Source organism: Chroococcidiopsis sp. CCALA 051 (assembly GCF_003015105.1).
Taxonomy (GTDB): domain Bacteria; phylum Cyanobacteriota; class Cyanobacteriia; order Cyanobacteriales; family Chroococcidiopsidaceae; genus Chroococcidiopsis; species Chroococcidiopsis thermalis.
The window spans coordinates 1-26,329 of record NZ_PYCI01000094.1; the positions used below are offsets into that span (position 1 = coordinate 1).

General features: G+C 45.9%; 28 protein-coding genes. 16 read left to right on the top strand and 12 right to left on the bottom strand.

The genetic code is table 11. The features are described 5' to 3' along the window. The 9 genes from C7Y66_RS32560 to C7Y66_RS20590 all read left to right on the top strand — a co-directional run. On the top strand, positions 1–201 hold a 201-nt coding region (locus C7Y66_RS32560; protein ID WP_233222770.1), incomplete at its 5' end, for a hypothetical protein. Between the two features lie 227 nt (positions 202–428). Next, positions 429–1,601: a Re/Si-specific NAD(P)(+) transhydrogenase subunit alpha gene (locus C7Y66_RS20555; RefSeq protein ID WP_015152369.1), complete on the top strand. Its 1,173-nt coding sequence runs from the start codon at positions 429–431 to the stop codon at positions 1,599–1,601. An 89-nt stretch (positions 1,602–1,690) separates the two neighbouring features. Next, the gene (locus tag C7Y66_RS20560) at positions 1,691–1,984 is read left to right on the top strand and encodes an NAD(P) transhydrogenase subunit alpha (RefSeq protein WP_015152370.1); all 294 of its coding nucleotides are present in this window, start codon (positions 1,691–1,693) and stop codon (positions 1,982–1,984) included. Further along, positions 1,981–3,384, top strand: coding sequence for an NAD(P)(+) transhydrogenase (Re/Si-specific) subunit beta (locus C7Y66_RS20565; RefSeq protein WP_106547019.1), 1,404 nt, complete (start codon positions 1,981–1,983; stop codon positions 3,382–3,384). The genes C7Y66_RS20560 and C7Y66_RS20565 overlap by 4 nt, the downstream gene beginning before the upstream one ends. A 129-nt stretch (positions 3,385–3,513) precedes the next feature. Continuing rightward, positions 3,514–3,807, top strand: coding sequence for a ferredoxin (locus tag C7Y66_RS20570; RefSeq protein WP_106547020.1), 294 nt, complete (start codon positions 3,514–3,516; stop codon positions 3,805–3,807). A gap of 27 nt (positions 3,808–3,834) precedes the next feature. Then, positions 3,835–4,083: a DUF6737 family protein gene (locus C7Y66_RS20575; protein ID WP_106547021.1), complete on the top strand. Its 249-nt coding sequence runs from the start codon at positions 3,835–3,837 to the stop codon at positions 4,081–4,083. A 92-nt stretch (positions 4,084–4,175) separates the two neighbouring features. Continuing rightward, complete coding sequence (locus C7Y66_RS20580) at positions 4,176–4,832, top strand: serine/threonine protein kinase (RefSeq protein ID WP_106547022.1); 657 nt, start codon at positions 4,176–4,178, stop codon at positions 4,830–4,832. 51 nt (positions 4,833–4,883) lie between these two features. Next, the gene (locus tag C7Y66_RS20585) at positions 4,884–5,303 is read left to right on the top strand and encodes a peptide chain release factor 1 (RefSeq protein ID WP_106547023.1); all 420 of its coding nucleotides are present in this window, start codon (positions 4,884–4,886) and stop codon (positions 5,301–5,303) included. 87 nt (positions 5,304–5,390) lie between these two features. Further along, positions 5,391–6,260 (top strand): NAD(P)-dependent oxidoreductase, encoded by an 870-nt coding sequence (locus C7Y66_RS20590; protein WP_106547024.1) that lies wholly within the window; start codon positions 5,391–5,393, stop codon positions 6,258–6,260. Here the strand turns inward: C7Y66_RS20590 and C7Y66_RS31985 are convergent, their stop codons facing one another. Beyond that, positions 6,261–6,431, bottom strand: coding sequence for a hypothetical protein (locus C7Y66_RS31985; protein WP_199197538.1), 171 nt, complete (start codon positions 6,429–6,431; stop codon positions 6,261–6,263). On the opposite strand from C7Y66_RS31985, the gene C7Y66_RS20595 reads away from it, so the two are divergent. Together C7Y66_RS20595 and C7Y66_RS20600 are read left to right on the top strand one after the other, a co-directional pair. Then, positions 6,430–6,747, top strand: coding sequence for a DUF6152 family protein (locus tag C7Y66_RS20595; protein ID WP_199197539.1), 318 nt, complete (start codon positions 6,430–6,432; stop codon positions 6,745–6,747). The two genes, C7Y66_RS31985 and C7Y66_RS20595, sit on opposite strands and share 2 nt — an antisense overlap. Before the next feature lie 5 nt (positions 6,748–6,752). Beyond that, positions 6,753–7,241 (top strand): hypothetical protein, encoded by a 489-nt coding sequence (locus C7Y66_RS20600; protein ID WP_106547025.1) that lies wholly within the window; start codon positions 6,753–6,755, stop codon positions 7,239–7,241. Positions 7,242–7,302: 61 nt separating this feature from the next. Here C7Y66_RS20600 and C7Y66_RS20605 read toward each other — a convergent pair whose 3' ends face one another. Then, a complete protein-coding gene (locus C7Y66_RS20605) occupies positions 7,303–9,327 on the bottom strand; it encodes a GAF domain-containing sensor histidine kinase (RefSeq protein ID WP_106547026.1) in 2,025 nt (674 codons plus the stop codon). 93 nt (positions 9,328–9,420) lie between these two features. Between C7Y66_RS20605 and cobN the strand changes: the two genes are divergently transcribed. Further along, positions 9,421–13,620, top strand: a complete 4,200-nt coding sequence (gene cobN / locus C7Y66_RS20610; RefSeq protein WP_106547027.1) for a cobaltochelatase subunit CobN — start codon at positions 9,421–9,423, stop codon at positions 13,618–13,620. Between the two features lie 240 nt (positions 13,621–13,860). On the opposite strand, the gene C7Y66_RS20615 is transcribed toward cobN, so the two are convergent. The 3 genes from C7Y66_RS20615 to gyrA form a co-directional block, all read right to left on the bottom strand. Then, a complete protein-coding gene (locus tag C7Y66_RS20615; protein ID WP_106547028.1) occupies positions 13,861–14,727 on the bottom strand; it encodes a glycosyltransferase family 2 protein in 867 nt (288 codons plus the stop codon). A gap of 1 nt (position 14,728) precedes the next feature. After that, positions 14,729–15,802 (bottom strand): ABC transporter ATP-binding protein, encoded by a 1,074-nt coding sequence (locus tag C7Y66_RS20620; RefSeq protein ID WP_106547029.1) that lies wholly within the window; start codon positions 15,800–15,802, stop codon positions 14,729–14,731. Positions 15,803–15,893: 91 nt separating this feature from the next. Beyond that, positions 15,894–18,407: a DNA gyrase subunit A gene (gene gyrA / locus C7Y66_RS20625; protein ID WP_106547030.1), complete on the bottom strand. Its 2,514-nt coding sequence runs from the start codon at positions 18,405–18,407 to the stop codon at positions 15,894–15,896. 311 nt (positions 18,408–18,718) lie between these two features. On the opposite strand from gyrA, the gene C7Y66_RS20630 reads away from it, so the two are divergent. Continuing rightward, a complete protein-coding gene (locus tag C7Y66_RS20630; RefSeq protein ID WP_041462315.1) occupies positions 18,719–19,117 on the top strand; it encodes a response regulator in 399 nt (132 codons plus the stop codon). A gap of 216 nt (positions 19,118–19,333) precedes the next feature. Here C7Y66_RS20630 and hemL read toward each other — a convergent pair whose 3' ends face one another. Further along, positions 19,334–20,644, bottom strand: coding sequence for a glutamate-1-semialdehyde 2,1-aminomutase (gene hemL, locus C7Y66_RS20635; protein ID WP_106167454.1), 1,311 nt, complete (start codon positions 20,642–20,644; stop codon positions 19,334–19,336). Positions 20,645–20,748: 104 nt separating this feature from the next. On the opposite strand from hemL, the gene C7Y66_RS20640 reads away from it, so the two are divergent. Both C7Y66_RS20640 and hisIE read left to right on the top strand, forming a co-directional pair. Beyond that, a complete protein-coding gene (locus C7Y66_RS20640) occupies positions 20,749–20,937 on the top strand; it encodes a ChaB family protein (protein WP_015152386.1) in 189 nt (62 codons plus the stop codon). A gap of 163 nt (positions 20,938–21,100) precedes the next feature. After that, positions 21,101–21,754 carry a bifunctional phosphoribosyl-AMP cyclohydrolase/phosphoribosyl-ATP diphosphatase HisIE gene (gene hisIE / locus C7Y66_RS20645; protein ID WP_106547031.1) on the top strand — a complete coding sequence of 218 codons (654 nt, stop codon included), beginning with the start codon at positions 21,101–21,103 and terminating at the stop codon, positions 21,752–21,754. 114 nt (positions 21,755–21,868) lie between these two features. Here the strand turns inward: hisIE and C7Y66_RS20650 are convergent, their stop codons facing one another. From C7Y66_RS20650 to C7Y66_RS20670, 5 genes are all read right to left on the bottom strand, one after another. After that, positions 21,869–22,594 carry a gamma-glutamyl-gamma-aminobutyrate hydrolase family protein gene (locus C7Y66_RS20650; RefSeq protein ID WP_106547032.1) on the bottom strand — a complete coding sequence of 242 codons (726 nt, stop codon included), beginning with the start codon at positions 22,592–22,594 and terminating at the stop codon, positions 21,869–21,871. A 114-nt stretch (positions 22,595–22,708) separates the two neighbouring features. Further along, positions 22,709–22,927: a type II toxin-antitoxin system HicA family toxin gene (locus tag C7Y66_RS20655; RefSeq protein WP_106547033.1), complete on the bottom strand. Its 219-nt coding sequence runs from the start codon at positions 22,925–22,927 to the stop codon at positions 22,709–22,711. After that, positions 22,927–23,169, bottom strand: coding sequence for a type II toxin-antitoxin system HicB family antitoxin (locus C7Y66_RS20660; protein WP_106547034.1), 243 nt, complete (start codon positions 23,167–23,169; stop codon positions 22,927–22,929). The genes C7Y66_RS20655 and C7Y66_RS20660 overlap by 1 nt, the downstream gene beginning before the upstream one ends. A gap of 115 nt (positions 23,170–23,284) precedes the next feature. Beyond that, positions 23,285–24,673, bottom strand: a complete 1,389-nt coding sequence (gene asnS, locus C7Y66_RS20665) for an asparagine--tRNA ligase (protein ID WP_106217900.1) — start codon at positions 24,671–24,673, stop codon at positions 23,285–23,287. Between the two features lie 117 nt (positions 24,674–24,790). Further along, the gene (locus tag C7Y66_RS20670; RefSeq protein ID WP_106547035.1) at positions 24,791–25,168 is read right to left on the bottom strand and encodes a DUF2203 domain-containing protein; all 378 of its coding nucleotides are present in this window, start codon (positions 25,166–25,168) and stop codon (positions 24,791–24,793) included. Between the two features lie 44 nt (positions 25,169–25,212). Between C7Y66_RS20670 and C7Y66_RS20675 the strand changes: the two genes are divergently transcribed. After that, positions 25,213–25,494 (top strand): DUF6439 family protein, encoded by a 282-nt coding sequence (locus C7Y66_RS20675; protein ID WP_106547037.1) that lies wholly within the window; start codon positions 25,213–25,215, stop codon positions 25,492–25,494. A gap of 46 nt (positions 25,495–25,540) precedes the next feature. Here C7Y66_RS20675 and C7Y66_RS20680 read toward each other — a convergent pair whose 3' ends face one another. Continuing rightward, on the bottom strand, positions 25,541–25,990 hold the full coding sequence (locus C7Y66_RS20680; protein WP_106547036.1) for an anti-sigma regulatory factor: 450 nt from the start codon (positions 25,988–25,990) through the stop codon (positions 25,541–25,543). Between the last annotated feature and the right edge of the window lie 339 nt (positions 25,991–26,329).

The following is a 26,329-nucleotide window of genomic DNA, read 5'->3' on the forward strand; positions in this document are numbered from 1 at the left end:
GTCTACGCTACAGTCATCAAGATACCTTTTGAGCAAGTTTTATTTAATAGTTTTATCTTAGTTCTAGACAAAACCCGAACAAAACGCAGACTAAATCGGGTGCTATTACAATTGCTTGATATGTTAAGAAAAAAGATTACAGCAGGCTTGTCAGCAGAGGTAGTCATTCACTTTCATCTGGCAATTCCTAAAAGAAGTTAAAGAGGTAGATCTCAGCTTTGAAGCGCAACATAAGATCGAAAAAATGTGAGGATCGATCGCAAGATCTGCAATTTTTGCATTGTTATGATGCCAAAAATAGATTGCAATTGGTAAAAGAGGAGTAGGGAGATTAAGTATTACTCGATCGCGAGAAAACTGCTAACAAAGCGCAAAGATTTGCGATCGCGCGAGAGGAAGAATTTAGCTGTTGTGTTAACGGAGAAGTCATGAAAATAGCGGTGGCAAAAGAAATCGAAGTTGGAGAGCGTCGGGTCGCTCTAGTACCAGATGTCGTTGCCCGATTGGTAAAACAAGGTGTAGAGGTGTGGGTAGAAGCGGGAGCTGGCGATCGCGCTTTCTTCTCGGATGCAGCCTACGAAGCCGCAGGAGCCAAAATCGTTAGCGATCCGGGATATCTGTGGTGGGAAGCAGACGTGTTGCTGAAAGTAGGAGTCCCCCAAGAACGCGAAGATGGACGCTCGGAAGTGGAAATGTTGCGGGAAGGAGCTGTATTAATTAGTTTCCTCAATCCCTTGGGAGAACCTGCGATCGCCAAGCGGCTAGCAGAACGGCGAATTTCAGCCTTTAGCATGGAGATGATCCCCCGCACGACTAGAGCGCAGAGCATGGATGCTTTGTCTTCTCAAGCCTCGATCGCGGGTTACAAAGCAGTGCTAATTGGAGCGGCAGCTTTACCCAAGTACTTTCCCATGTTAACAACAGCCGCAGGGACAATCGCCCCAGCCAAAGTATTCATAATTGGTGCGGGAGTAGCAGGATTACAGGCGATCGCCACTGCAAGACGACTGGGAGCAGTTGTAGAAGCTTTTGATATTCGTCCGGCGGTGAAAGAAGAAGTCCAAAGCTTGGGAGCCAAGTTTGTTGAAGTGCAGTTAGAAGAAGAAACTGTAGCTGCTGGCGGCTATGCAAAGGAAGTTTCGGAAATAGCAAAACAGCGCACTCAACAAGCGATCGCGGAACACGTCAAGCTATCAGATGTAGTTATTACCACCGCACAAGTCCCTGGTAGAAAAGCACCGATCCTCGTGACAGAAGAAATGGTAGCGCAGATGAAGCCAGGTTCGGTAGTTGTCGATTTAGCCGCAGAACAAGGTGGGAACTGTGCTTGCACGGAGCCAGGAAAAGACGTACAGCGCAATGGTGTTACCATCATCGGCACGATCGATCTCCCCTCATCCGTACCCATCCACGCCAGCCAGTTGTATGCCAAAAACCTGCTGTCACTGGTGCAGTTGATGATTAATAAAGAAGATAAAAGCCTTCAGCTCAACTTTGAAGACGACATCATCGAAGCAGCTTGTATTACCCACGCTGGAGAAATTCGCAATTCACGGGTAAAGGAAGCCTTGGCAACACTAGTGGGGATTGGTAATGGGTAAAACAAAAGTCAAAAGTTAAAAGTCAAAAGTCAAAAATAATTCCGACTCCCACTCTCCCGACTCCCGACTACCAAAAGGAGGATTAATTCATGACAGAAGCTTTAATTGCCGCTTTATTTGTGTTTGTTTTGGCATCATTTGCAGGATTTGAGGTGATTAATAAAGTCCCGCCGACACTGCACACGCCTTTGATGTCTGGTTCTAACGCAATTTCAGGGATTGCGGTTATCGGTGCTTTGCTGGTTTCTGGTCCTCAAGAATCAAATTTATCAGTGATTTTGGGCTTGATTGCCGTGATTTTAGCCACAATTAACGTTGTCGGTGGTTTTTTAGTCACCGATCGCATGTTGCAAATGTTTAAGAAAAAAGAGGTGAAAGCGTGAGCGATTTTCTGCCAACTGGGATTCAGCTAACTTATTTAGTCGCTGCCTCTTTATTTATTATTGGTTTGAAAAAACTGAGTTCGCCTGCAACAGCGCGTAACGGTAATCTGTTGGCGGCGATCGGGATGCTACTGGCGATCGTGGCAACGCTGCTCGATCGCCAGGTGTTGAACTATCAAATGATTGTAGTGGCTTTGGCGATCGGTTCGGCAATAGGTGCGATCGGGGCTTACAAAGTCCAAATGACTGAAATGCCTCAAATGGTAGGCTTGCTCAACGGTTTAGGCGGTGCTGCTTCTGCTCTAGTAGCAGTTGCCGAGTTTTGGCGACTGTTGGGAACTGCCGAACCAGTGTCGCTCGATGCTAATATCTCCATGCTGCTCGATGTCTTTATTGGTGGCATCACCTTTACGGGTAGTATGCTGGCTTTTGCCAAACTGCAAGGACTGATCGGTGGTTCGCCAATTACGTTTCCGTTGCAGCAACCAATCAACGCGCTGCTGCTCGTTAGCTACATTGCGGGTAGCGGCTTTTTATTAGTCGATCCCACCAATCTACCTATATTTCTGGGATTAGTCGCTGTTTCCCTGGTTCTAGGGGTGATGTTTGTCATCCCCATCGGTGGTGGCGATATGCCTGTGGTGATTTCGCTGTTGAACTCCTTTTCTGGTTTAGCAGCAGGTGCGGCTGGTTTCGTGGTGATGAACAACGTGCTGATCATCTCTGGTGCATTGGTAGGCGCTTCGGGATTGATCCTGACGGAGATCATGTGTAAAGCGATGAACCGCTCCCTGATTAGCGTCTTATTTGGTGCTTTTGGTGGCGGTGGCTCGGCTAGTGGTGCTGGTGGTGCAGCCGCAGGCGATCAAGCTACCCGTTCTGTAGATGCTGAAGAAGCCGCAATGATGTTGGGTTATGCTCGTTCTGTAGTGATCGTTCCTGGTTATGGAATGGCAGTAGCTCAAGCACAGCACACCGTTCGGGAACTGGCGGATCAGTTGGATAGATTGGGTGTAGAAGTTAAATATGCCATTCATCCTGTAGCGGGACGGATGCCGGGACACATGAACGTGTTGTTAGCAGAAGCAAACGTGCCGTACACTCAGTTGTACGACATGGACGATATCAATCCCCAGTTCGATCAAACTGATGTGGCTTTGGTAATTGGTGCAAACGATGTGGTCAACCCTGCTGCACGGCACGATACCGCGAGTCCGATTTATGGAATGCCGATTTTAGAAGTAGATAGAGCAAAGCATACAATCGTGATTAAGCGAGGCATGAGTACGGGTTTTGCAGGGGTAGACAATGAGTTATTCTACAAAGACAAAACCATGATGTTTTTTGGTAGTGCTAAAGATGCCGTAGCGAAGTTAGTATCGGAAGTGAAGCATCTGTAGGAATTTGAAATTTTGGTTCTTGCGCAGCTGAAGGCAAATTTCATCATCATTGGTTTCATGTAGGGGCGCACACCTGTGCGCCCCTACTACATAATATTGCGCCCCTACGTGTTGTGTTTGGATAAATTCATGGGGAATGGAACTAATTTTCGTCAGCGAGTTTTAGTCTGTCAAAACCGTACTTGTCGCAAGCAAGGTGCGCGTAAGGTGCTAGCAGCATTTCAAGCGCAGTTAGTTCCTGGGGTGGAAATTGAGAGTAGTAGTTGTTTGGGACAATGCGGTATGGGACCAATGGTATTAGTTTTGCCAGAAGAGGTTTGGTATTGCGGGGTACGTGCTGATGAAGTTTTGGCGATCGCCCAACGCCACCTTAGAGAGGGGAAACCCGTCACTACTATGCTGTACAAGAAGTTTCATCATTAGCAGTTAATCCCATCAGAAGTTAATCCCATGCATCAACTCCCCGATCGCAAACCCGTCAGCGTTTGGAATTATAAGCCTTGGTGGTGTCAGCCTTGGTCAATTTTCCTTACAGGTGTAACGCTCATCAGCGGTAGTTGGTTTTTACTCAAAACTTGGTGGCTGACGATTCTTGTTGCCATACCCGTACTCACTTGGATGACTTTTTTTCTCTTCATTTATCCCAGGTTAGTCATACAAAATGGTATTTTGGACGCATTGCCACCCAACGATGAATAGACTGCGATCGCGGTGGCAAGCGATCGAACAAAAACACTGACACTGCGTCAAGTTAGCATGGGAGCAATCTTGCCATCCCTGGCAAACTGTATATGGAACAAACGCATCTGGATTGGTTAATCGAGCTGATCGAGCGGGAATTACTGCCTGGACTACAGATTAACAGCATCGAACCCCATAACCCTGTAGTCGTCAGCAAAGTTCCTTCCCCTTGGCAATTACTAGGAATGGGGAATTATGCCGCAGTGTTCTATCACCCCAGCCAGCCAGATCGAGTCGTGAAAGTTTATGCACCCAATCGTCCGGGTTGGACAGAGGAAGTAGAAGTTTACCACCGTTTGGGTTCCCATCCTGCTTTTTCTGAATGTTTATATGCTGAGGAAGGCTGGTTAGTTCTGAAGCGGTTGTATGGCATGACTCTATACGACTGTATGCACCAGGGAATACCAATTCCAAAGCAAGTCATTAAAGACATCGACGCAGCTTTAGACTACGCCCGTAAGCGCAAACTGCATCCCCACGATGTCCACGGTCGGAATATTATGATGTGGGAAGACAGGGGATTTGTAGTCGATGTTTCTGATTTCTTGCATGAAGAGGCTTGCTCGGCATGGCAAGATTTGAAGAAAGCTTACTACTGGTTATATCTGCCAATTCTTTATCCACTACGGTTGCGAATGCCTTATTTTATTTTAAATATTGTCCGCAAGTCTTACCGTTTGTATCGTCGTTCAGTTGGTAATTGGTAGTTGGTAGTTGGTAGTTGGTGATTCGAGTACTTTAAATAACAGCTCTAAACTATGTCAAGTCCTCTCCGGCGCTTAAAATTTTTACCGTGGCGATCGCTATTCCTACTTTCTATCCTTGTAACGCTGATTGTTGTCGTTATAGATTTCTTTTTTATTGTCGGCTCTGACTTATCGCCAGCATTAGCACGGATCGTCGGCTTAATGTATGGTGGCAGTTTAGGTGTCATAGTACAATTTGCTGGCGTTGTCGGTGTTGGAGCATTAGCAGTTTACCTGCTAGAAAAATTTTTCACCCATATAACTGTTAACACTGGTGTGTTGTGGGCTTTGGTGTTGTGTTTGACTCTCTGCTTGTTAGTCAGATCGTTTCTACCTATTCCCGAAAGATTAGTCAGTATATACAACAACGAAATGCAGTTGATTGCTATTGTCATTGGAGTATTTTGGAAAGGTCGTCCTTATTGGCGATAGGACTTGAAGATTTGAGATTGTAGATTATGTAGAGACGTTACATGTAACGCCTCTACATGTAATATCCCTATATTGGGAGGGAAAGTAGTGAAGGTAGGATTTCTCGGGACTGGGTTGATGGGATTGCCGATGGCACAAAGGTTGTTAGCTGCCAATATAGAGCTGGTTGCCTACAATCGTACCCCAGAAAAATTAGCTTCGCTCAAATCGGCTGGCGTGGCGATCGCAACTCGTCCAGATGAGGTTTTAGCTGCCTGCGAGTGTATTATTTTGATGTTGACCGATGCTAATGCTATTCGAGATGTCCTGCTATCTCCAACAGTGCAGCAACACTTGGCGGGACGTACTATCATCCAAATGGGAACTATTACCCCCACCGATAGCAAAGAAATTCAACAAGAAGTAGTTGCTGCTGGGGGAGATTATCTCGAAGCACCCGTGTTAGGAAGTATTCCCGAAGCAAAAGCCGGAAAATTAATTGTGATGGTAGGAAGTTCGCCAGCACAGTTTCAGCAGTGGTTAAGTTTGCTGCAAAACTTTGGTTCCGAACCGTTGTATATCGGTGATGTCGGGAGTGCAGCGGCTGTGAAACTAGCACTCAATCAACTAATAGCCTCTCTCACGAGTGCCTTTGCCTTAAGCCTCAGTTTAATCGAGCGTCAGGGAATAGACCTAGAGGTTTTCATGCAAATCCTTCGTCAAAGCGCCCTTTACGCACCCACATTTGATAAAAAATTACAAAGAATGCTCGATCGCAACTACGACAATCCCAATTTTCCCACCAAGCATTTACTCAAAGATACAAATTTATTTATTTCCGAAGCGCGATCTCAAGGACTTAACGTAAACCATCTAGAAGGAGTCCGGCAAATACTAGAAATTGCGATCGATCGAGGCTTAGCCGATACAGATTATTCTGCCTTATATGAGGCGATCGCGCCTTCAGATAATTCATAATTAGACTCCACTTGAATCTGACACATCCACGTCATATTTGTCAGTCATACTAGACCCTAATGCGATCGCAAAATTATCCGCTAGTACCTTACGCTTGTCGGAGGCTAGAGAAATGCTGAAAACGAAAATGATGCGGATGATAATCACGGCTTGTTGTGTAGCAATCTTCATGGCTACTTGGACAAGCACGGCAATAGCGCACCACGGATGGAGCGAATACGATAACAGCAAAACGCTCAATCTGTCAGGAAAAATTCAAGCAATAGGCTACGATAACCCACATGTTGTCTTACAACTGCAAACCAAAGAGCAGTTATGGGAAGCCGTCCTTGCACCACCCTCGCGACTGCAAAACCGAGGACTACCACCAAAGCAATTGCAGGTTGGAGAAACGGTTAACGTCGTAGGCTATCCTCACCGTAGTGAGAAAAATGAGATGCGAGCAGAGCAGATTATAGTCGGCGACAAAACTATACCGCTGCGCTAAACAGTATGCTTGAGCATCAAAGCTGGTTGACTTGGCTGCAAGAGAGTGCCTTGTCTGCGGCAATGCGACAGTGGGCGTGGCTCTATCCAATTGTCGAAACTTGGCACATTATCAGTTTTGCCATTCTAGTGGGAGCGATCGCCATGTTCGACCTGCGGTTGCTCGGCTTTTCCCGCCATTTGCTAGTGACTGACATGGCAGGGCATCTTTTACCCTGGACTTACATCGGTTTTGGCTCCGCCCTCTTGACAGGTTTCCTCTTATTTGCATCTGACGCGGAAGCGATCGCGGCTAATCCTGCCTTTCGTTTGAAACTAGGGGCGATCGCCCTTGCTGGTGTTAATGCAGCTATGTTTCACCTATACTACTCCAGGTCAATTCAGCGGTGGAATCGAGGTATTCGAGCGCCAGTCGGGGTGAGAGCGATCGCGATCTTCTCCCTCTTGCTCTGGGCTGTGGCGCTCGTTTGCGGTCGTCTGATTGCTTATATTTGATTCGTCATTGGTCATTGGTCATTTGTTGACTGACAACTGGTCACTGGTCACTGGTCGCTGATTACTGCTCCCTGTGATTAGGCAACCAAACAGTAAAAATAGAACCCTTACCTAAAGTCGATTCAACTTCAATCCGACCTTGGTGGAGTTCGACGAGTTGTTTGGTTAAGGCTAAACCCAGTCCCGTCCCATCGTAATGACGCTGGTAAGGAGAATCGAGTTGTTGGAATTTTTCAAAAATCAGAGGTAAATGTTCTTCAGCAATGCCAATTCCCGTATCTTCTACTTGAATTACGGCAAAGTCGTTTTCGCTCCAAATCCTTAAAATTGCCTCTCCTCCTTCGGGAGTAAATTTAATCGCGTTACTGAGTAGATTCCATAAGATTTGACTAACTCGTTGGGGATCGGCAAACAGCCGATAGTCGGGAGAGATTTTGAGATCGAGCATGACATTAACTGCTTGGCGCGTTGCTCGATCGCTCAGCGATCGCAAGCTAGCTTCCGCTAGTTGCGCTAAAGCAAATTCGCTTAAATTTAAAACTGCCTTGCCTGACTCGAACTGCGTCAGTTCTAAAATGTCGTTGATGAGTGCTAGAAGATGTTCGCCACTATCGTGAATTGTTTGTAGGAACTGACGTTGGCGCTGACTCATTTCTCCTAAGGGCCAACGTAGTAAGGTAGATGACATCCCGATGACACTAGTGAGGGGAGTGCGTAATTCATGGCTCATCGTAGCCAAAAATTCACTTTTAGCGCGGCTAGCTGCTTGAGCTGCAAGTAGAGCATCATGCAATGCTTGTGTCCGCTCGATCACTCTTTGTTCTAGGGTTTGTTTTTCCAGCTTCAACGATCGCATTAACTCTTCTTGATAGATCGCGATCGCCAGTTGTTCCGCTATTCGCCGCAGTAAATTTTTCTCATTTTCCTGCCAAGAGCGCGGTTCGTAGCATTGGTGTGCGATGAGTAAACCCCAAAGTTGTTGCTGAAATACAATTGGAGCGATTAGCTTGGCTCGTACTTGAATTTTCTGCAAAAAGGCAAGCAAGCAAGACGATAAAACATAAGCTTTGTCAACATCTGCGATCGCCAGCGTAAAACCTTGGCGATATTTCTCCCAACACCCAGAAGCGGGAACGAAGCAATTTTCTTCTCGATAATTGAGTACGGAATCAATTGACGCGCTAGCACGGGCTTCGTAGATGACACAGCCGTGAGTGGAGAATTCGGAATTCGGAATAACGCTTCGCTTCGCCTTCGGCTGACGGAATTCGGAATTGAAGATTCCCTGCTCCCTGATAACTGGTAACTGCTCCCCGATCGCTGATTCTTGTTGCTCGAATTGATAAACTACTAGGCGATCGACTTGCAAAAACTCTCGTACTCGTTCTACTACATTTGAGATGATGATCGGTAATTCCAAGCTTTGACGGATCTGAGTCGTCACTTGGTTGAGCAAACGCTCGTGGGCAATTTGTTGGTGCAAAGCCTCTTCTACAGGTTGGCAGACCGAAACAAAAGGGTAAATCGACTCATGTGCGTCATTTTGGTGCGAGCTTGGGGCTAGCACGGATAGCAACATTAACGTAAATTTCCCTTGAAGGGTAGCGTTGTTGGGTTGAATGACTTGGCTATATCGAGCTAGAGTAGCGCGGGCAAGAGAATTGTCTTCTAAGCAGCCGTTGAGATGTTGCAAAAATTGGGCGATCGCTGCTGGCTCAAATGTTAATTCGACGTTGAGTAATTCGGAGTTTCGCTCTTGCAGTGTAACGTAAGCTTCTGTACCAAGTTCCGAATTGACTGAGTTTAAAATTATTGACTCTTTGAGTGTAAGTTCTTCTTGCTGTCTCCTATCTCCTGTCTCCTGTCTTCTTTCTGCTACTAGCAAAGCGCTAAATTGTTGTGACACGACTAATGTAAACATATCTGTTGCTTCAGGTCGTGTCGGAATTGAAACCAGTGCTTCTTCTGTAACTATCAAAGCCTCATTTCCCAATTCTTGAGCCATCTGTTGAAGAAGTTGCCCTAATTGCTGAAAAATTGTCAGGGGCAAAAGTTGATGGAAGCTCAAGTCCTGAGAACTAGACATTTTCGCAGATTGAGATAGATAAGATTTGGATGATAGGCTAAGAAAGTTTTCCCATGCAGCTTAACCACTAGTCTAAGCCGAACAGAGAGTTATATGCATCGTATCAGTACCACCCCTGGAGATTGGAATCCTCAAATTGATGGTGTCGTTTTGTTTGCCCAAACTCCAGCTCCTTTGGTATTGCTTACTGCTACCGATACCGATATTCAGACTTTGGCAGCAGCAGCGACTAAATTACCGATGGGCTTTCCTACTTTTCGAGTTGCTAATTTGCTGCAATTACAGCAACAGATTGTTATAGATACTTATGCAGAAGACGTTTTAGAAAAAGCTCAAGTTATTATACTACGGCTTTTGGGGGGACGATCGTATTGGTCTTATGGTTTAGAAGTGGTGCGGGAAACAGCACGGCGGACTGGTGCAGCACTGATAGTTATCCCAGGAGATGACGCGATCGACCCCGATTTAATCGCACATTCGACTGTTCCGTTAGCAGTGGGAGATCGACTGTGGCGATACTTTCTAGAAGGTGGAGTAGAAAATGCCGTCAATGCGCTGCTATTCACTGCCGATTTCTGCCTTCATACTTCATACAATCCTCAACCTCCGCAGGTGGTTCCGCGTGTGGGGCTATATGGGTGGAAGGGAGTCGGAGACAAAATTCAAAATTCAAAATTCAAAATTCAAAATGGGGACAAGGGGGACAAGGGAGCTAGTAGTGAGCAACCAATTACCAATTACCAATTACCAACTACCAATTACCAACTACCAATTACCAACTACCAATTATCAAAAATTGGCATTCTGTTCTACCGCGCTCACTATTTAGCAGGTAATACGGGTGTAATTGACGATCTTTGTCAAGCATTAGTAGCTAGAAATCTATTACCAGTACCAGTTTTCGTTTCTTCGCTGCGCGATCCACAAGTGCAAGCAGATGTCCTATCTTACTTCCAGCCTAAAGATGAGGCAAAAATTCAAGTCTTATTAAATACAACGAGTTTTTCTCTGACACGTATTTTTCCGACTCCCGAACGCCAGTTCGCAAGAGCGGGGGAAAATGAGCAAGCGACTGGCTCCTCCCGACTCCCGACTGCCGCTAACTTGTGGCAACAACTAGATATACCAATACTGCAAGTTATTTTTAGTAGCAGTTCAATTTCAACCTGGGAGACAAGTTCTCAAGGGCTATCGCCACGGGATATCGGCATGAATGTGGCACTACCAGAAGTGGATGGGCGCATTATTAGCCGTGCTGTGTCGTTTAAAGCAGTACAGAGCTGGAATACAGCTCTAGAGACGAATGTAGTCGTTTACGAGTCGGTGCGCGATCGCCTTGAATTTGTTGCTGAACTAACTCAGCATTGGGTGCAGCTGCGTTCTCGTCCGCCAGCAGCACGCAAAATCGCTCTCATTTTGGCAAACTACCCCAATCGTGACGGACGTTTGGCAAACGGAGTTGGATTAGATACTCCTGCTAGTTGTATAGAAATTCTCAAATCTTTACAACAAGCGGGATATCAAGTAGAAAATCTACCGCAAACTGGAGACGAACTGATCCAACGCCTGACATCTGGAGTCACAAACGATCCTGATAGTCAGTGGCGATCGCTGTCACAGCAATTGAGTTGGCAAGAGTATCAACAATATTTTGCCACCCTGCCTGAAGCAGTGCAGCAGGAGATTGTTAATCGGTGGGGGAAAGGGAGCAGGGAGCAGGGAGCAGAGAGCAGGGAAGAAGCAACAACCAATGACCAATTACCAATTCCAGGCATTCAACTCGGTAACGTCTTCGTGGGGATTCAAGCAGCACGGGGATACGATCGCGATCCGGCATTAAATTACCACGCGCCTGACTTAGAACCACCGCATACTTATTTGGCTTTTTACTATTGGATTCGACAGCATTTTGACGCTGATGCGATCGTACACGTAGGCAAGCACGGTAATTTGGAATGGCTCCCAGGTAAAAGTGTGGCGCTATCAAGTCAGTGTTATCCTGAAATTGCTTTGGGTGCTATGCCCCATTTCTACCCGTTTATCGTCAACGATCCTGGGGAAGGTTCGCAAGCAAAACGCCGCGCTCAAGCAGTGATTATCGACCATTTAACGCCTCCCATGACGCGGGCAGAACTCTACGGTTCGCTGCACCAATTAGAAAGTTTAGTTGACGAGTATTACGAAGCTCAAAGTCTAGATCCGACTCGATTGCCAGCTATTAGCGATCGCATTTGGCAATTAATCGTTCAGGAAAATTTACACTTAGACTTAGGCATGGATCGAGAGTCAGGAGTCGTAGGGGCGAGTTTTGTTGAAGATCCTTGTGAAAAACAAACAGTTCTGCAATTAAACCCGCCCGTACAGGAGTCGGAGAAAAGAGCTGGGGGAGCTGAGGAAGAAAAAACCCAATTACCAACTACCAATTACCCATTACCAACTACCAATTACCCATTACCAATTAACCAACTCGACGGTTATTTATGCGAACTCAAAGAAGCTCAAATTCGCGATGGTTTGCATATATTTGGACAATGCCCGCAAGGAGAACAATTACGAGATTTAATTGTAGCGATCGCCCGTCAACCTAATTCCTTCCAAGTAGGAATTACCCGCGCAATTGCTCAAGCCTGGGAATTAGATTTCGATCCCCTCACGACAGATTTCAGCACTCAACTTTCAGAGACAAGCGCTCGAATTTTATCAGCAAAAACTCAAACACCCTGTCATATAATCGGCGATGCGATCGAAGTGTTAGAACAGTATGCGGTTGAGTCGGTGGAAGTATTGATTGGGGAATCGGGAGTCGGGAGTCGGGAGTCGGAGAAAAGAGCTGCTCTTGAGCTGGGGAGGCTCTCGGGAGCTGAGGGAGAAAAAACCCAATTACCAATTACCAACTACCAATTACCAACTACCAATTACCCATTACCAATTACCAATACCTTAAATTGGATTCGCGATCGCCTCTTACCCGCTTTAGCACAAACTCCACAGGAAATTACCAATTTATTACGTGGTTTAGATGGGCGATACGTTCCTAGTGGTGCATCGGGTGCGCCGACGAGAGGTCGTCCAGAAGTATTACCAACGGGAAAAAATTTTTACTCGGTGGATATCCGCGCCATTCCGACAGAAACAGCTTGGGACATCGGACGTAAAGCAGCTGAAGCTTTAATCGAACGCTACACGCAGGAAAACGGAGAATATCCCAAAACTCTTGGTTTGTCGATTTGGGGAACTTCTACTATGCGGACTGGGGGAGATGACATTGCTGAGGCATTGGCTTTGTTGGGAGTGCGTCCGGTATGGGATGGGGTTTCTCGGCGGGTGGTAGATTTTGAAATTGTGCCTCTATCGGTGTTGGCGCGTCCGCGCGTGGATGTGACTTTAAGAATTTCTGGTTTTTTCCGCGATGCTTTTCCTAATTTAATCGATTTGTTTGATAGTGCCGTTATTGCCGTGTCGCAGTTGGACGAACCAGCAGAGCAAAATCCGCTTGCTGCCAAAGTGAAACACGAAACCCAGTTTTGGTACTCAGCGGGATTGACACCCGAACAGGCAAAAGAGCGATCGCTTTACCGTGTTTTTGGTTCTAAACCAGGGGCTTATGGAGCTGGGTTACAAGGATTAATTGAAGCGCAAAATTGGACGGGCGATCGCGATTTAGCTCATGCTTATATCAATTGGAGTTGCTACGCTTATTCCCGTAATTCAGAAGGACGCGCCGCCCCAGAAGCGTTCGAGCAACGTTTGGGTGAAATGCAAATTGTCTTGCACAACCAAGACAATCGCGAACACGATCTGCTCGATTCTGACGATTACTATCAATTTCAAGGTGGTTTAACTGTTGCCGTGCGCGCCGTTCGCGGTCAAAATCCTCAGACATATTTTGGTGACAATTCTATTCCGGCAAACCCTCGCATTCGTGATTTAAAAGAAGAAATTGCCAAGGTATATCGATCCCGCGTCGTTAATCCGAAATGGATTTCTGGGGTGATGCGTCACGGTTATAAAGGGGCTTTTGAAATGGCAGCAACAGTAGATTATTTATTTGCCTACGATGCTACAGCTCATTGCGTTGAAGATTATATGTATCAAGGCATTGCCGAAGCTTATTTATTCGATCCAGCCGTCCAAGACTTCGTGCAGCAAAAAAATCCTTGGGCATTGCGAGATATGGCAGAAAGGTTAATTGAAGCCAAGCAGCGAGGATTGTGGCAAGTGACACCAGAAATTATAGATAAGTTACGAGCGATCGCCCATCAAGCAGAAGGAGCGATCGAAGAAAAGTCTTAGGGCAATACAGTTCAGTTAACAGCGATCGCTCCTCGAAGATCCAAACTTACCCTCCTTTTTAAGGAGGGAATCATAGTCTCCCTTTTTAATAGCAATTCTCGATTGTGTAGATGACATTTGTAGGGGCGCACAGCTGTGCGCCCCTACCAGATGTGTATTGTATCCAATTGAAAATTGCTATAAGGGGGTTGGGGGGATCGTTTTATCTGAACCTGTATTGAATTCTATTCGCCCAGCTATTCACTTGATGTTTGACACTAGTTTTTTTATCGTCTTTTTCATCGTCCGTAACGGATCGATCTGTATTGCCCAAATAACACTGGATAAGGCTTGGGATTTTTGCCCCATCCGATAGGACATTAGGGCGTGATCGTAGACAAAATTCGCAAACATCTGCGGATGAGCGCGAAAAATTGCCTGATGCTTGTCAATCAAACGTTGAAAACTTTCCTGACGCAATTTTGTATTGCGGGACACTCGCGCCCCCGGATGCTCGTAAAGTTGATAGGTAACGATCGGTAAACCCAAGATCGAACAGACGGGATTCAGCCGCAAAAAAAGCTCGGTATGGACGCGGGAACGAAACGTTTCATCCCAGCCTCCTATCTGTAAAATTACATCCCGTTCCACCACTAAAGTTTGTTTGGTGTTGTAAGATTTGCCTGGTTCCAAAACTTCTAGAGCAAAATGACAGCCACGGGGACGACTAGGAGGCGGAAGGCGAGTTTCTAGAGTTTTCCCTGCATCATCTACCACATCGATCCCAGAAATAACGCCGACAGGTGGAGGTAAAGTCGCTTTAGCGATCGCCTCTAAGGATACAGCTGCCATTTGGGGTAAAAGACAGTCATCGTCATCTAAATAGGTAATCCAGCGCCCTTGCGCCGCCTCTGTACCTACATTCCGCGCCCCCGCACCCCCGCGAGGAGTAGATAGACGAATGATTCGCAAACGCGGATCTGCTGGTAAATCCACCGCTTGAGTCGAAGCATCGTCAACGACAATCACTTCGAGATCTGTCATGGTTTGCGATAAAGCACTTTGTACTGCACGCGGTAATAATTGCGGGCGATCGCGTGTCGGTATGATAATACTGAGTTTTGGCATCTTAGTTTGTAGAAAAAATCAATGCTTCCATCCATTCCCAAGAAATAAAAACTCGTTCTCCCTCTTTGTAGGGGCTAGTTCCGCGTCGTCGCAGTTCCATGACATGAAAATTGAGTCCGATCGCCTGAACTAAATAACTCGTAGCATAACCGAGATATTGACTTTGAATAATTGTGGCTGCATGACCAATATTGGCGTGATTTAGGCAAATATTTTCTGGACGCACGACTAATCGTACTGCATTACCAGGAGAAATCGCTGCGGTCGTTCCTTCAACTACTGTTCCTTCAACTACTGCTGTCTCGCCAATTTGCACTCTTCCCCGATTACCATCTACGCTTAACAACATGCCATCGAGAAAATTTGCCCGTCCGATAAATTCAGCCACGTATAAATCGGCAGGCTGTTCGTAGACTTCTAAAGGCGTGCCGACTTGTAATAGCTTGCCAGATTTCAAAATTGCTATGCGATCGCTCAAAGCTAGGGCTTCTTCTTGGTCGTGGGTGATATAAATAAAACTAATTCCCGTCTGACGTTGGAGTTGTTTCAATTCCTGCCGCAGTTCCATCCGAATTTTGGCATCCAAAGCTGAAAGCGGTTCGTCTAAAAGCAACACGTCAGGGCGATCGACAATTGCCCGTGCTAAAGCTACCCGTTGTTTTTGTCCGCCGGAAAGTTGAGCAGGTAGCCTCTGCGCCATTTCTGCGAGTTGGACGAGTTTCAAAGCTTCCGTAACTCGTCGGCTAATTTCTGCCACAGGCGATCGCTTTGCCTGCAAAGCATAACCCACATTCTCAAATACCGATAGGTGGGGAAACAAGGCGTAGTCCTGAAACACCGTATGGACGTTACGTTTATAGGCAGGCAGACGACTCACATCTTTGCCCCCAATGTAAATACAGCCAGTATCGGGGGTTTCAAAACCGCCAATCAGCCGCAATAAAGTTGTTTTTCCCGAACCAGAAGCCCCCAGCAGCGTGAAAAATTCTCCTTGCTGCACTTCGAGACTGACAGACTGCACGGCTTGGACTTTGCCGTAAATCTTACTGACGTTTTCTAAAGCAACTTGGATCACGATTCAGTAAGTCAAAAGTGAAAAGTCAAAAGTCAAAATTGTAAAACTCACTGGATTTGAACATGGAGTTGGGATTTGTGTTTCAAAAATATTACTCTATCAATGAGTTGGTAGCTGGAATGGCAATAACAGAGACAATTCTTTCGTTGTCCTTAATGTCGCGGAGGCGATCGCCCGTACCTTCTTTGCCCCACTTGCCTATTTTATCTACAGGTAGGCGCACGATCCGTTGATTGCTGGTGAGCAAAGCGACCTCACTTATTGTTGCCGATACAATTCCTGCCAGCCGATCCGATTTGCTGCTAAAAGCTAAAGCTTGAGTTGGAATATCGCCGCGATTGCCTTGACGCAATACATGGGCGGGTATTCGCTTCGCATATCCTTCTTGGGTGACAAGTAACAAATTAGTTTTGAGATCGTCTATTGCGACTCCGCCAACCATTTCTTCTTGTTTTCGCAGCCGCAAGCCTTGCATTCCCATTGCCGTGCGTCCTAAAATTGGCAATTGCTCGTCATCTATGCCAAATCTCAACAGCCTACCTCCCGCTGAAGCGAGGATCAAAAATTGTCCTGGTTCGATCGGTTGCACGCCTAACAAGCGGTCTTCATCCTTGAACTTCACCACTGTCAAACCGCGATTGGTCAGATTTTGTAACTCCGATGCAGCTAAGCGCTTCACTCGTCCTAATTGAGTCATGAACAGCGCTTGGATGTTTTCTGTTTCTGCGGGTAATAGCAGTTGAGTCACAATACTTTCCGTACCGTTAGCAGCCGATCCTGGCAGCAAACCAATCAATGGCGTACCCCGTAGCGATCGCCCGCTACTAGGAGGAATATCGCCCACCTGCAACGGGTAAACCTTTCCACCACTGGTAAACACGACTAAATTCTCATCTGTCTTAGCGGTTGTGGTTTGAATCACAAAGTCATTTTCCATCAAACTGTTGTCTGACTTCGGCTTCCTTCCTGGCTTATTACCATTAACAGCTAACCTTCTGACATACCCTTTTTGGGTAAACTCTAAAGCAACCTCTTCAGAATTCGGAATTCGGAATTCGGAATTCGGAATTGATGAGCTTTTCTTGCTCTGTTCTTCTGCTTCTTGAGTGCCAATGCGGGTTCGGCGAGAGTCGGCGAATTTACGTTTGAGCGATCGCAAATCTTTTTTCAATGCTTTCAATAACTCGTGGCGATCGCTTAACAACCGTCGCAAAGTTTGAATTTGTTCGCTGAGAGATTCAAATTCAGTTTGCAGGTTCTTTTGCTCCAAACCTGTAAGGCGACGCATGGGCATTGCTAAGATTGCATCGGCTTGGGCTTCGCTCAATTGCAACTCATTTTGCAGGGTGATTTTAGCCGTACTACCATCGCTTGCCTGCCGCAAAATTGTAATGACTTCATCCAAATGGGATAAAGCTGTCAGCAACCCTTCTACCAAATGCGCGCGACTTTCGGCGCGATTCAAGTCGTGAGTGTAGCGCCGAATCAGAGTTTGTTCGCGGAAATTTAAAAATTCCTGTAATAACTGTCTTAAGGAAAGTTGACGCGGTTGTTGATCTACTAAAGCGAGGAAAATTGCCCCAAAATTTGTTTGCAGGGAAGTGTGATGGTACAACTGGCGCAAAACAACCTGCGGATCGGCATCTCGTTTGAGTTCTATCACTACCCGCATCCCTTGGCGATCGCTTTCATCTCGCAAGTCGCCAATGCCCTCAATCCTACCCTGATTAACTAATTCCGCGACTTTTTCGATCCAACCTGCTTTATTAACTTGGTAGGGTAATTCTGTCACGACAATTGCCGTCGTGCGACGCAATCGCTTGACTCCAGTTTGAATTTCTTCAATTTGAGCAATTCCTCGGATAGTAATGCTACCCCGTCCTGTGGTGTAAGCTTCACGAATCCCCGCACTGCCAATAATCTCACCCCCGGTGGGAAAGTCGGGTCCAGGGATTAACTCAAATAGCTTGTCGTCCGATAATTCTGGTTGGTCGATCAGGGTCACTAAACCATCGATAATTTCTCCCAAATTGTGGGGAGGAATATTTGTCGCCATCCCTACAGCAATTCCCGATGCACCGTTGAGCAACAAAAACGGTAGTTGGGCTGGTAGTACGACTGGTTCTTGTTGGGAATTGTCGAAGTTACCGATAAAATTAACTGTTTCTTCGCCAATTTCAGTCAGCATCGCCTCGTTACCAACTGGTGCGAGGCGAGTCTCGGTGTAACGCATTGCTGCTGGTGGGTCGTTATCTACCGAACCGAAGTTACCGTGTCCTGCCAGCAAGGGATAGCGGCTGGAAAAGTCTTGTACGAGACGGACTAAAGCATCGTATACCGCTTGGTCGCCGTGGGGATGGTATTTACCGAGTACGTCGCCTACCACCCTGGCGCATTTACGATAAGGGCGATCGGGAGTTAATCCCAGTTCGTGCATCGCATATAAAATTCGTCTGTGAACTGGTTTTAAGCCATCACGTACGTCTGGTAATGCCCGCCCTACAATTACGCTCATGGCATATTCCAGATAAGACCGTTGCATTTCTGTATGCAGGGCTGTGGGAATCACCTGTCCCGCTGGGAGAAGGTTTAATTGTTTTGCCATGAGTGATGTTTCCTACTTGATAACGACAAACGCCAAAAATTTAATAGTATCTTTACAAAGCTTACCCTCAGCATCCTAATTTATTTGCTTACAAAAAGATACTAATAGTAGCCGATGAGTAATTCCCAGTATTATTCTGGATTAGCGACGATCGCGCTTAGATTTCAATCTACCCACTCCTGTTTTTTCGCTTTAAGTATGCAATTCTACTAAAGGAAAATTTTATTCGTACCTTAACAACAGCCAGAGAATGCTGTCATAGCTTACGTCCGCTGTCAATTTAATATGCAATCTCCTGTAACAAAGTTATGATGAAAACCGTTTTGATTGTAGAGGATGACCCTATAAATGCTCGCGTTTTTGCCAAAATTTTGACAAAACGTGGTGGCTTAGAGACAAAGCATACGGAAAATGTAGAAGAGGTCATGGAGATTGCGACATCTGGACAAGTCGATATTATTTTGATGGATGTTTCTCTTTCGCGCAGCGTTTATCAGGGTAAAGCCGTGGATGGGATCAAGATTACCCAAATGCTAAAGTCAAATCCGCAAACTGCTAAGTTACCAATTATCCTCGTCACAGCCCACGTCATGGAAGGCGATCGCGAAAACTTCCTGCGCCAAAGCGGTGCAGACGGTTACATTTCAAAACCAGTCGTGGATCACCAGCAGTTTGTCGAACAAATTTGGGCGATGCTGCCGAAAGAGTAGGGAGTAGGAAGCAGGGAGCAGGGAGTGAGTTGCAGTCCTTGAACTCTCTGTTTTTTATCTTAATACAGATGTACTAATTCAGGATGTGAAAACAAACCGCGAAGGCGCTGGGCGATCGCGGTGGTGAAGAAAGGAAAAGGTGTGCTTTCGTTACAACAGGTTAAATTGTGAAAGCGAGTGGCTACTACTCAGGAGTCACTAATCACTGGTCACTGGTCACTGGTAACTGGTCACTGACATTAGCACTTCTCTAGCAGCGGCTAAAGTCTGCTCTACATCCGCATCGGTGTGAGCTAAAGAGGTAAAGCCAGCTTCAAATTGAGAAGGCGCGAGATAGATTCCTCGCTCTAACATCCCGCGATAGAAACGGCTGAATTTGATTAAATCTGCCTTTTTAGCGTCTTCGTAATTATGTACTGGTCCTTCGGTAAAGAAGAAACCAAACATCCCGCTAATTTGCCCGCCACAAGCGGCATGTCCTGTTTCTTTGGCAACTTGCAGCATTCCATCAGCTAACTTTTTCGTGATGCGATCGAGCGCTTCGTATGTCCCAGGCTTTTGCAGCAATTCCAAAGTTTTAATCCCTGCTGTCATTGCTAGGGGATTACCAGAAAGCGTTCCAGCTTGATAGACAGGACCTGCTGGGGCAATCATAGACATGATATCTTTGCGTCCGCCGTAAGCACCTACAGGTAAACCGCCACCGATAATTTTACCCAGCGTAGTTAAGTCAGGGGTGATGCCAAATCTCTCTTGAGCGCCACCGTAGGCAATCCGAAAGCCTGTCATGACTTCATCAAACACGAGCAACGCACCGCGATCGCGGGTAATTTCTCGCAATCCTTCCAAAAAGCCTGCGTCGGGAGAAATAAAGCCAGCATTACCGACAACTGGCTCTAAAATGACACCAGCAATTTCATCGGGATTTTCTTCAAATAATGCTTTGACCGTTTCTAGATCGTTGTAAGGCGCAGTCAGAGTGTTGCTTGTAGCAGATTTAGGCACTCCAGGAGAATCCGGTAAGCCGAGGGTAGCAACCCCAGAACCAGCTTTCACCAGAAACATATCGGCATGACCGTGATAGCAGCCTTCAAACTTGATAATCTTATCTCGTCCTGTGAAAGCTCGCATCAAGCGCAGGACTGCCATACAAGCTTCCGTACCGGAGTTGACGAAGCGTACCATTTCAATGCTAGGGACGGCATCAATTACCATCTCCGCTAGCACGTTCTCCAAAACAGAAGGCGCACCGAAGCTCGTACCTTTTTCTAAGGCGGCGTGTAAAGCAGCGATCACCTCTGGATGAGCGTGTCCGCAAATGGCGGGACCCCAAGTCCCGACATAATCGATGTATTTATTGCCATCGACATCCCAAATATATGCCCCCTCAACGCGATCGAATACGATCGGCTGTCCGCCTACAGATTTAAAAGCTCGGACTGGAGAACTAACGCCCCCGGGCATGAGTTTCTGAGCAGCGGCAAAAATCTCTTCTGATTTGGTGGTTTTAATGCTGGTATTAACCAAGGTTCTCTCCTAAGTTGAATATTAAAACTCTGTCTTTTGGGGTTTGTGGGTTCAATTCAAAACACCTAAGGTAATAAATTACACGATAAAAAAAGAATAAAATTATGTTATACCGAACCAATCAAGATTTACCTGCGGAAATCCGCGATCGCTTACCTGAAGCAGCACAAGATTTATATCGAGCTGCTTACAATTCAACCATTCAATGGTATGGAGAAACAGCACAAGCTCATAAAGCAGCTCTAACTGCCGTAAAGATCTATTCTGCCAGAAATTTAGTCACAAGTGTTTAATCATTCAGTGGTGAGTGGTGCGTGGTGGGTGAAACACTCTAACTCCCAACTCTTCCAGTCAGCGATCGCTGCTGGCTGAGAACTGACAATCAACAACTGATAATAGATCGGCAGTGGTATCTTGAATTGAGTATGCCACTGTCGATCGTGTCAGGGTTTTTATATGTCCTCCAATCCAGAATTAAATTCTTTTGCTCAAGCTATTCCGCTGGACAAAATTCGCTATGACGAACGCGGATTAGTACCAGCCATCGTCCAGGACTATTTAGACGGTACGGTGTTGATGTTGGCGTGGATGAATCGCGAGTCGTTGCAAAAAACTTTGGAGACTGGCGAGACTTGGTTCTGGAGTCGTTCCCGTACAGAACTATGGCATAAAGGAGCGACATCGGGACACATCCAAAAAGTGCGATCGCTCCGTTACGATTGCGATAGCGATGCAATTCTCATCAGTGCCGAACAAATCGGTGATATTGCTTGCCATACAGGGGAACGGAGTTGTTTTCACCGCCAAGACAGACAGATTGTTCCACCACCAGCAGACACTCTGTCTCAATTATTTGCCATCATTAGCGATCGCCGCGATCGTCCTCAAGAAGGTTCTTACACTTGCAAGCTTTTAGCAGGGGGAGACAATAAAATTTTAAAGAAAATTGGCGAGGAGTCGGCTGAGGTGGTGATGGCATTTAAAGACGACGAACCAGATGCGATCGCGGGGGAAGTAGCAGATTTGCTATACCATACTTTAGTCGCCCTAGCACATCACCACGTTGATTTGAAAGACGTTTACCGCAAACTCCAACAGCGCCGCCGCTAATCAGTTACCAGTTACCAGTTACCAGTTACCAGTGAAGTTCAATTTACGACTTTCCAATTACCAATTACCAATTACCAATTACCATTTACCAACACCCCACACCCTGTTCGTTGATTAAGCAGTTTTCCACATTCCCATTCTCGTTCTTGCCGCAGTGACAAAAGCGTGAAAGATCCGATATTGGGATGAATCTTGAATAGACATTTCAGGATGCCATTGTAGCGCGATCGCCCAAGGATGATTTCCGTGTTCTAAAGCTTCGATGACTCCATCCGGTGCTTTTGCCGCAATCCGCCACTCAGAGGGAATAGTACCAACTGCTTGATGATGCCAAGAAACGACAGGTACTTCTAACGTACCGACAATTTGGGCTAGGTGAGTATCTGGAGCAATTTTTACAGTATGCTCAGTTGAAAGCGCTTGGTCAGCTCGATGGGCTATAACTTCGCCAAACTCATCGGGTAAGTGAGGAATCAGGCTACCACCAGTAGCTACCACTAGTATTTCTAAGCCGCGACAAATACCCAAAATTGGTATTTCAGTAGCCAAAGCCAATTGCGCTAGAGAAATTTCCGAGCGATCGCGTTCTGGGTCGATATTGTAAATCGTAGGATGACACACCCCATTATACATGTCGGGATCGATATCACCTCCACCAGAGAAAACTAAACCATCTAACTGAGCAAACACGGCGGCTAGGTTAGGTTCTCCTGCTGGAATCAGTATTGGTACGCCTCCTACTGAGCGTACTGCTTCTACATAAAATTTAGATAGAGAGAAATTGCCTGTAAGCATCTGTCCCGATGTGGTGATGCCAATTAGAGGCGGTTGAAACTTCATCTTGTGTTTTAGTTTAAGTGCGATCGCGGCATTTTGCTATTCTGCCATCCCTTTTGCTATTTTGCCCGATCGCAGCGAGTAGGTTGGTAACGCTGCCTACTTCTACTGCTAACTCTAAATACTTTCCCATTCGTCGCGACTAATACCTGCTTCAGCTAAAATCTGAGCCAGCAACCCTTTACTAATGTCACCTCTATGAGGGTTAGGTATTCGTAAGCGCAGGGTTCCTTTTATCATGAATTGGTGTTTTTTGCCTGAATAAGGTCCATCAAAACCTAAAGCACGTAAGCAGGTAATTAAGTCTTTGCGGCTAATTGGTCCAAAAAGAGGCATCAAGCAGCTTCCTTTTTAAAAGAAAGATCGATATCATCTAGCACGGGAAGCTGATGTCCAAGCTGTAACCCCAAAAGAATCCAGCCTTCTAAAACCTCTTGTAGCTCGTCTCGGCAAGCTTCCAGCGTTTCTGCATTTGCCCACACACCTTGACAATCAGGAATTCTACCGTAAAAAGTTCCATCTTCTAGCAACTCATATGTTGCTTGATGCATTGCAACTTCAATATATTTTGTTAGCATTTGTCTTACTCAAACAATGTATCTAAATCTCGGTAGCCACTAACCACTTGCTCAACCTCAATCATGTTTATAGACAGCTTAGCTGTAGGGTGGGCAATGCCCACCATGCAAACAATTAAAACTCAGCACTCAATGGCGCACGCGGGAAGGGAATGACATCGCGAATATTGCCCATACCCGTCATAAACTGGACTAACCTTTCAAACCCCAAACCAAAACCAGCATGAGGCACAGTACCATAACGGCGCAAGTCTAAATACCACCACAAATCGTCAGGATTGATATCTTGAGCTTGCATCCGTTTTTCTAAAACTTCTAACCGTTCTTCCCGTTGAGAGCCACCAATAATTTCGCCAATCTTAGGCGCGAGAACGTCCATAGCACGAACGGTTTTATCGTCATCGTTTACCCGCATATAAAAGGCTTTAATCTGCTTGGGATAATCGGTAACGATAACTGGCTTTTTAAATAACTCTTCTGCTAAGTAACGTTCGTGTTCTGATTGTAAATCCAATCCCCACTCAACCGGATATTCAAAGGTTTTTGTGGCTTTTTCTAACTGCGCGATCGCCTCTGTATAAGTAATTCGTTCAAATTGGTTGTTGATAATATTATCAGCCGTTGCCAACACAGAATCATCAATTCGCTGATTGAAAAATTCCATATCTTCTGGACAAGTTTCCAAAACATATTTGAAAATATGCTTTAAAAACGCTTCTGCTAAATCCATATTTCCCACTAAATCGCAAAAAGCCATTTCTGGCTCCACCATCCAAAATTCTGCTAAATGTCGAGATGTATTAGAATTTTCTGCCCGAAATGTAGGACCAAATGTGTAGACGTTGCTAAACGCCATCGCCATGACTTCAGCTTCTAATTGTCCGCTGACAGTTAAAAAAGCTTGTCCGCCAAAAAAATCTTGGCTGTAATCGATTTTGCCGTTTTCAGTCTGCGGAATCTTTTTCAGATCCAAACTCGTAACTGTAAATAGTTCCCCCGCGCCTTCGCAATCGTTACGGGTAATCACAGGGGTGTGAACCCACAAGAAACTCCGTTCTTGAAAGAACTGATGGATTGCCGTCGCACAGGCGTTACGGACGCGAAAAACTGCCCCTAACGAATTGGTACGCGATCGCAAATGTCCGATTGTCCGCAAAAATTCAAATGAGTGGCGTTTTTTCTGCAATGGGTATGTTTCGGGATCGGCATCACCGAACACTTTTACGGTTTCGGCTTGCAATTCAATTCTTTGCCCTTTACCTTGCGAAGGCACTAGCACCCCGCTAATTTCCACCGAAGCGCCTGTATTAATCTGCTTCAGAGTTGCTTCGTAGTCTGGCATTTCCGCCTTCAGTACCGCTTGCAAACTTGCCAGGGACGATCCATCGTTCACTTCTACAAACGCAAACCCTTTTAAATCGCGTTTGGTGCGTACCCAACCCTGAACTGTCACAGACTCATCTGATTGTCCGTTGCGTAAAATTTCAATAATGCGTCGCTTCATAAAAGGGAGTAGGGAGTAGGGAGTAGGGAGTAGGGAGTAGGGAGTAGTGGGTAGTCAATCGTTTTAACCGTTCATTTTTGACTTTTGACTTGCCGATTACCCATTACCAATTACCCATTACCCAGTACATGACTTTAATATCCAGCCTACAATAACTCCTAACCCACCGAAGCGGACAGCTTGCCAGAAAGGGGCTTTCAGGCTTCCCCAAGAAAATAATTGGCTTTCGAGGTTGACTTCTATGGTTTCTAGTTGTGCTTGAATTTGCTTTAGTTCTGCCTTTAACTGTACTTTTGAGTGTGGCGATCGCGATCGCTCGATGTCTCGCTTAACCTGTTTTAATTGCTGCTGGAGTTCTGCTTGCTGCTGTTTGTCTTGTTTTACTTGAGCGTAGCGTTGTTTCAGGCTGACAAGCGATCGCTCAACTTCGGCGATCGAGTTTTCCAACTCATCCTCTGATGGTGCAGGTGATTCTGATGGCTGTGGCGGTTGCATCGATATTTGTTAGATTAGCGATCGAAACTAATATGCCCACCAGTATGCTTCAACCTACCAAGTTGGATCGAAAATCATCGTTAAGCGAATTTAGCACGCAGGAACTAGCCCAAGCTTTGCTGGAAAGGTTGTCGATCTCGCCTGATGAGTGGCACAAGCTTAAGTCTAATCGTAAAGCCAGAGCCAACGAACAAGCAGCGGCGGCGATCGTCTTTTTACTTAAAGACCAACCAGAAGAAGCATTACCAAGGTTACAACAGGCAGTTGGCTGGTTAGACCGTTCAATTTCAGCCCCACCATGTCCTACACACGGACATAATCAGTGAACAGTTATCAGTTATCAGCGATCGGTTAATTCCGACTCTCGCCTCCCTAATTAAGCAAGGGTAAACGGAAACGGCTACCCATCTGCTTACCAAGTCTCAGTTCTGTTCCAGCTGCGTTCCAAATTACGCGATCGAATATTTTGTATAAAATACAAGTACCGCGACCGTTCTCCGATTCTACTGAGGGCAAATATGCTTCTGGATCTGGGTTGCAATCGCACGGACGGTCAAAACCACAGCCCTGATCGGAAATGATCCACCAATAATGGTCGTCCGTGTAAGAAAATCGGACGATGACAACCTTACCGGGATCTAGCTTGTTCCCGTGTTTAGCTGCATTAACTAGTGCTTCCTGCAAACCCAGGCGTAGTTCTGCTTGTAACCGACACGGTACTTCTGCTAGGAGTAAATCGAGGATAGAACACAAATAGAGCGTAGAGGCAAAGCTAATCGTACTCCAGTTACGCCCAACTGGACGCGATGAGATAGTAATCACTACAAAAAACTCCGTAGCTTCCGGCTATTAATGACACGAACTTGCTGAGCGACAAACATAACGAATTAACAAACGCTAGGTACGATTTACTTCGTTTGTGTGCATTCAAAGCAAACGTTGCTGACGTGCAATAGCTGAAAGAACTACTGCGAAGCTGTAAAAAACTTGTGCGTACGATCTGCGATCGCCACTCCATATAGACAACCAATCGAGCGAATCCAGCCTTTCTTCCTCAACAGCATATAGCCCCTTGGATATCTGCCAACCTTCAAAAACAACAGCCAACCTTATATATGCGTTATATATGCGTTGACTGTATTCTGTCTCTTATACACATCT